This is a genomic window from Photorhabdus noenieputensis (assembly GCF_018448935.1).
In the GTDB taxonomy this organism is placed as follows: Bacteria; Pseudomonadota; Gammaproteobacteria; order Enterobacterales; family Enterobacteriaceae; genus Photorhabdus; species Photorhabdus noenieputensis.
The window spans coordinates 1-1,272 of record NZ_RCWC01000122.1; the positions used below are offsets into that span (position 1 = coordinate 1).

General features: G+C 33.3%; 1 protein-coding gene. It reads left to right on the forward strand.

The features are described from left to right. Positions 1-212 precede the first annotated feature (212 nt). Positions 213-512: a hypothetical protein gene (locus EAE91_RS23445; RefSeq protein WP_214090538.1), complete on the forward strand. Its 300-nt coding sequence runs from the start codon at positions 213-215 to the stop codon at positions 510-512. The last annotated feature ends 760 nt before the right edge of the window (positions 513-1,272 follow it).

Consider the following 1,272-nt stretch of genomic DNA (forward strand, 5'->3'; position numbering starts at 1 on the left):
ATGTTGCTGTTTTTGTTCCGGGGTATATCGACTACGGCTCATGGTGTCAGTCTCCAGGTGAAGATAAGGAAGCAGTAGCGTGCATGGGCCGGAGAGGAAGAACAAGGTGAGATGACCGGACGTTTACGAATCAAATGGTGATTTAGTGACTTCTTTCCCACAAAGTGTATTTAGAGAATTAAAACCAACTGATGTGATTTTTTGAGGATTTTATGGGGCTTGATATACATATTACTACAAAAAATAATGAAATTATTCATGTTGTTATGAGTGAAATTTTGCATTCAAGTATTTTTTCTTCTTCAACGAGATGGAGTAGTTCAAAAAATCTAAGAAAGATTAAAGATTATTACAAAACGAATTGTTTGTTAAAAGATAAGAATGCTATTTCTTTTATTCATGAGCTAACCGAAATGGAAAATAGAATCACAGATGGAAAGGACGAATTGCATAAAATAATTGAAAAAGTAAAAAATATACAAGTCAGTTTTATTAGAGTTAGTGGTGACTAATGTATAATAAAAAGCCGGAAAGATCCCCGTGATCTTCCGGTTTAGTTATTTTTATACTTAAAATAAATATTTTACAGGGTTGACCTTATATATTAAATATATAACTTAAAATCACAGAAATATAAAATAAATAAGAAAATAAACAAAGGAATAATACAGAAAAATATAAGATTAATGATAAATATATACATAAGCTATATTTTAGATATTTTATTCTGTTTTCTCTCTGAAACGTAATGTTCCGGTGAACTCACCGTAAACGTCCGGTCATCTCACCTTGTTCTTCTTCTCCGGCCCATGCACGCTACTGCTTCCTTATCTTCACCTGGAGACTGACACCATGAGCCGTAGCCGATATACCCCGGAACATTACTTTTTAATGGATTTAATAGGCGATTAAATTAGTTTTAATTTGCGTTGGTCTTTTTTCTATTTATGTTAATGATATTATTTTATTGCCGTAAAATAACGCCTAATAAATTATTTTTCAACTTAATATTATATTTTTTTATAAGTTGCCATATTGGATGGGGTTGTGAATCCAATATGTCTATTATTTAGAGTATGTAGCGTGTTTTTAAGCGGTTGTCAAAATGAAATTTTTATAATCACCGTTCATTTGCTTGGTTTATGGTAAACGTCCGGTCATCTCACCTTGTTCTTCCTCTCCGGCCCATGCACGCTACTGCTTCCTTATCTTCACCTGGAGACTGACACCATGAGCCGTAGTCGATATACCCCGGAACAAAAACAGCAACAT